The sequence below is a fragment of the uncultured Gemella sp. genome (genome assembly GCF_963519265.1).
Classification (GTDB): Bacteria; Bacillota; Bacilli; order Staphylococcales; family Gemellaceae; genus Gemella.
The window spans coordinates 1-5,528 of sequence record NZ_CAUQNQ010000078.1; the positions used below are offsets into that span (position 1 = coordinate 1).

Consider the following 5,528-nt stretch of genomic DNA (forward strand, 5'->3'; position numbering starts at 1 on the left):
CATTCGTGGAAACTTCCTTCGTTAGTAGCTCCGTCACCCATACAACAAATAACAATGTTACCTGTTTTTTTCATTTTTTGAGCTAAAGCGGCACCAGTACTTAAACCGTGTCCACCACCAACGATACCGTTACATCCCATGTTACGTTGTTCAAGGTCATAAACGTGCATACTTCCTCCACGTCCTTTACATTGACCTGTCGCTTTACCAAGGATTTCAGCCATCATACGATCAATTTCAATTCCTTTAGCAATTGTTTGACCATGTCCACGGTGATTAGAATACATTAAGTCTTCTTTTCTTAATGGATAGATAGCTCCAACGTTAGCTGCTTCCTCCCCTACTGAATAGTGAGTCATACCGTGAACTAAACCACGAGAGTATAGTTTACTCAACTCCATATCAAAATCTCTAATAAGTTGCATTAGTTCGTACATTTCTAAATGCTCTTGTTTAGTTAAATCTTTTGATGTTTTTACCATAATAACCTCCAAAGTTTGTATATATATTTATTAAATGTATATAAATTATTTATTAATCATATATTACACTACTTAATATACTATTTTTTGAGAAAAATGTCAAATCTATAAACTCAATTAAGTAATAATATTTATCTCAGTAATATTTATCTGTTCGACTGTTCGACGTTAATATAAATCCAACTTGTAATAGTACAGTTGTGATGAGATGTTAATTTCCACCATATTTCATCTGTATTTTTTCCTCTTAACAGTTGGAGATTTGACTATAAAAGCCATAAATACAGTTCTCACCACCACAATAAAACTCTCTATACCTTTATAATTTTTATAAAGATATGTATATTATTAATATTCATTACTATCTTTACACTTTATATAAATTAACCGTTTATTTTACTTGATTTACTTATAATATCTCATTAAAAATTGAACTTAATTAATCATTTTTTTTAAACTATGTAAACTGTTTATGTTTAAAAAAATTTGAAAAAATTGAACAAATAACTTGCATTAATACATTATTTTATTTATAATTTATTTATACAAATTTTCAATTTAGGAGGAATTATAATGATTCTTAATACTATTTGGGAACAACAGTATAATCCAATGGGTAATATTTGGTTATCTGCTGGTGTAGCTGCTCTTCCTATAGTTATATTTTTAATTTCATTAGTTGTCTTTAAACTAAAAGGTTATACAGCCGGAGGTTTAAGTATTCTTAGTGCAGCTATCGTAGCTGCTGTTTGTTACAAGATGCCAGTAGATAAAATCGCTGGAGCTGCAGAACAAGGTATTGTTTCAGGTTTATGGCCTGTTGCTAGTATCGTTCTTGCTGCAATCTTCTTATACAAATTAACAGTTAAAATGGGACTCTTCGATGTAATGAAACAAAGTATCTCATCTATTTCACCAGATAAGAGAATTCAAGTTCTTTTAATTGCATTCTCATTCAACGCTTTCTTAGAAGGTGCTGCAGGATTTGGTGCTCCAGTTGCTATTACAGCTGCAATTTTAGTAGGTTTAGGTTTTAAACCTTTACAATCTGCTGCAATTTGTTTAGTTGCTAACATCGCTGGTGGTGCATATGGAGCAATGGGTATTCCAGTAACGGTTCCAGCTACTTTAACAGATCTAGATGCATTAACTCTTGGTAAAAACACATCATTAATCTTATGTCTTGTTACTGTTATTATTGCATTCCTTATCGTATTTATGGTAGATGGTTTCAAAGGTATCAAAGAAACATTCCCTGCAATTTTAGTTTCTGGTGGTGGATTTGCTATTACTCAATTCATCTTCTTAAACTTCGTAGGGCCAGAACTTGTTAACGTTTCTTCAGCTATTGTGAGTTTACTTGCTTTAATCATATTCTTAAGATTCTGGCAACCAAAACAACAACTTACTGCTGAAACTAAAGAAGTTGCTAATGATAAAGAAGTTCTAACTGGTAAAGAAGTTGTTAGAGCATGGACACCGTTCATTCTTTTAACTCTATTCATTACTTTACTAAACACTGGATTCTTCAAACAATTAATCCAAGCTGCAAACCCTAAAACAGGTCAAGCAGCAGGAGCTTTAAACTCACTAATTTTCAACTTCCCATACTACATTGATGGTACAGTTGCACGTGTTGCTCCTATTGTAAAACAACCTGCTCCAATTAAAGCAGTATTTAGTTTTGCTCCATTTACTTCAACTACAACAGCGATTTTACTTGCAGGAATTCTAACAATTATTATTTTTAGAGTTAACAGCCGTATCGTTATTTCTACTATTAGAGAAACTGCTGTTGAATTATGGGGACCAATCTTAACAATCTGTTCAGTCCTTGCTTTTGCCTACATTTCAACATATTCAGGAATGTCATCAACATTAGGATTAGCATTTGCTAACACTGGTAAAATCTTCCCACTATTCTCTCCAATCTTAGGATGGATCGGGGTGTTCTTAACAGGATCTGTTGTTAACAGTGGAGCATTATTCGCTGGTTTACAATCAGTAACTGCATCTCAAATTGGAATTGATCCTTCATTACTTGTAGCTGCTAACATAATTGGTGGAGCTATCGCTAAAATGATCTCTCCTCAATCTATCGCAGTTGCAGCAGCAGCCGTTGGATTAGTTAACAAAGATAGCGAAATCTTCGCTAAAACAATCAAATGGAGTGTTATACTTCTTGTTCTTGCAGGAGTTCTTAACCTTCTTATTACACTTAGATAATTTTAAGTTAATGAAAAAAAAGAGATTTGGTAAAATACCAGATCTCTTTTTTTAATATTATGCGGCATGTTTATCGCAATGACAATCTCCTGTCTTGCAGTTTCCACATTCGCAATCTTCTTTTGCATTATGGCACCCACAAGCACAACCTTCTTTACATTCACATGTTCCTTCAACACAGTTTCCACATTTACAATCTTCTACTGCATCATGACAGTGACAGTGGTGTTCACATTCACATTTGCTCATATTAATCGCCTCCGTATTATTTAATTAATTATTCTATAGTTAAATTTTATTATGTTTTATATAACAAGTCAATAGATTCTCGTCTTAAGTAACTATTACGATTTACACATCCTTAAATCGTAATGAGGTCGGTTTTGAATTGGAATTAAATATAGGTAGAAATACTACTTTGGGGCTGACCTAAAAGCCCTAAAATTTAACAAAGTTCACATGAGAACTCATAGACGCAGTGGTTTATTGCTATCTAAAATTCGCTTTTTAAAAGCTTTTTAGATAGCTAATAAACTGTGCGGGGGTGACTCGACAAAATCGATTTCTTTGAAATCACGATTTTTGAGTCACTCCCATTTTATAAGTTATTCACTAATAACTGTTCCATCAGCTATAGAAAAAAATCTCTCTTAGAATAAAAAATATGATATATAATATTATCCTACTTGTATTTTTTATGTTATAATGAAACTGAAATAAAGAACTTAAAACTTAGTCAATTCTACTTTTATAATTCTTTATATATTACTTTTCATATGAAAAAGGGAGGGAATTATATGAAATATAACAAATACTTAATCATCACTTTTCCTATTTTAATCATACTGGTTTCGGCATTTTTTTATACAAAAAACATCATCTATTTCTACTTAACTATTCCGATATGTGTCTATGTGAGCTTTGTAAGATATTATCAAGAAAAAAATAAGTTATTAATAAAAACAAATAAAGTTTTGAATCTATTAAAGTATGAATTTACTATGTACACTGTAGCAGTACTAACAATATACTCAACATCTTCTTTTAGCTTTATCAGAAAAATTAAAAGCGTAGAATACGCCTATATTGCATGTGGAATTTCTGCAGCTTTACTGCTATTAACTGGAGTAATTCATATCAAACGTACTCTGCTTATAAGAAAAGAACTACGAAAAAACAATTCTAAATAACAAAAAAGAAATCAGCTCACTATCGAACTGATTTCTTAATTTTTCTTGTACTAAAATATTTATTAAATGAATCTTCTATATCTTTTACAGCTACTACACTTATTAATAAAACTGCTAGTATAAAAATTCCTAGTATTATAAATGATGGATTTTCTACATAGTTTATATAAATTACAAACGGAAGACTAGAATAAAATCCAATTGTTAAACTTTTTACAATAATAGATATAACTAATGTACAAAGTATTAAGATTAAGAATAAATTTAATGATAATGCTGCTAAACAACCAAAGAATGTCGCAACTCCTTTACCACCTTTAAACCTAAAGATAATAGGTTTTATATGACCTAATAATACTAAAATTATACAAATATATATAATTTTTGAATCAACATCTAATATTTTCAGTAATATAACCACAAAAAAGCCTTTGAAAAAATCTACTGCTAAAACAAATAAAAATGATCTAGGACCTAAAACACGTCCCGCATTTCGTGCTCCAACATTACCAGAGCCTTTATTAGTAAATTCTTCTTTATAAATCTTTTCTAATAATTTTCCACCCATTACATTTCCAATAAAATAGGCAACTATCGCATAAATTATCGTCGTAATCATAACTTTTCTCCTCTCTTAAATTTATCTTTTATCATTCTAATTCCTTCACTTAGGAACATAAAACATCCAATGGAGAACGGAACAACATAATATGATAATCTATATATTATAATTGTCGCACCTATAATCTCTGGATTTATCCCTAAGTTCTTAAGCCCTATAAGAACTAAAGTATCAAAAGTACCTAATCCTCCTGGAATCATAGTTAATAAGCCTACTATTGAAGCTACTATTATAACTCCCATAATCTGTAATTCCTTATCAGCTACCAAATCTCCCGTATAAAAATAAAGAATCATAAGAATAATAAGGGCTGCAAATACCCATTCTAAAAAAGAAATTACTGTCAATTTAACACTTAAATATCTATCCGTTCTAATTCTTGGTTTTCTCAAATTAAAAAATAGATACAATGGTAAAAATAAAGACATCAATATTAATGAATAATAAAAGATTTTATTATTAGCATATAACGCTTGTCCTGGAAAAACATTTAGTACTACAAAAATTGACAATAGACTGATTCCAGAAAGCATAGAAATAAGAATCATCCCTATTGCAGTAATCAATGTTTTTCCATTTTTTGTATATGGTTTATACATATAATATCTAAGTCCGGCACCAATAAAACCACCAAAACCCAAAACCATATTTAATGTGTTAGTCATAAAACTAATTTTAAAAATACGGAATGAAGACATATTTTTTGTTAAATTAATCGCCTTTAGCACAAAATAATCATAAAGACATAAAATACTTATACCTAATAAGCCGAACAATAACACTACTACAAACTTAATCTCACCTATAGCTAGCGTAAGATGATGTATTTTTTTAAAATCTAAACTAACAATCTCTTTTTTAAAATAGGAAAAAATTAAATAAAATATCAATAATCCTAAACTTATCTGAATTATATTCTTCAAATAATTGAAAGATCTTCTTTCTGTAATATTTTTCATTTTTCTTTTCCTTAAATAATATTTATCTACTTTATCTTAACATTTTATA

Annotated in this window: 6 protein-coding genes; 2 read left to right on the forward strand and 4 right to left on the reverse strand. The window is 29.9% G+C overall.

The features are described from left to right. Window positions 1–482, reverse strand: a 482-nt coding sequence (locus RWN11_RS06725; RefSeq protein WP_314160986.1) for a thiamine pyrophosphate-dependent enzyme, incomplete at its 3' end; no start/stop codon positions are given. 573 nt (window positions 483–1,055) lie between these two features. Here RWN11_RS06725 and RWN11_RS06730 point away from each other — a divergent pair. Further along, window positions 1,056–2,708, forward strand: a complete 1,653-nt coding sequence (locus RWN11_RS06730; RefSeq protein ID WP_314160987.1) for a lactate permease LctP family transporter — start codon at window positions 1,056–1,058, stop codon at window positions 2,706–2,708. A 57-nt stretch (window positions 2,709–2,765) separates the two neighbouring features. Here the strand turns inward: RWN11_RS06730 and RWN11_RS06735 are convergent, their stop codons facing one another. Continuing rightward, the gene (locus RWN11_RS06735) at window positions 2,766–2,957 is read right to left on the reverse strand and encodes a hypothetical protein (RefSeq protein ID WP_048802049.1); all 192 of its coding nucleotides are present in this window, start codon (window positions 2,955–2,957) and stop codon (window positions 2,766–2,768) included. A gap of 548 nt (window positions 2,958–3,505) precedes the next feature. On the opposite strand from RWN11_RS06735, the gene RWN11_RS06740 reads away from it, so the two are divergent. Further along, window positions 3,506–3,898, forward strand: coding sequence for a hypothetical protein (locus RWN11_RS06740; protein WP_314160988.1), 393 nt, complete (start codon window positions 3,506–3,508; stop codon window positions 3,896–3,898). Between the two features lie 19 nt (window positions 3,899–3,917). Here the strand turns inward: RWN11_RS06740 and RWN11_RS06745 are convergent, their stop codons facing one another. Beyond that, window positions 3,918–4,517, reverse strand: coding sequence for a glycerol-3-phosphate acyltransferase (locus RWN11_RS06745; protein WP_314160989.1), 600 nt, complete (start codon window positions 4,515–4,517; stop codon window positions 3,918–3,920). Then, complete coding sequence (locus RWN11_RS06750; protein WP_314160990.1) at window positions 4,514–5,479, reverse strand: lysylphosphatidylglycerol synthase domain-containing protein; 966 nt, start codon at window positions 5,477–5,479, stop codon at window positions 4,514–4,516. The genes RWN11_RS06745 and RWN11_RS06750 overlap by 4 nt, the downstream gene beginning before the upstream one ends. Between the last annotated feature and the right edge of the window lie 49 nt (window positions 5,480–5,528).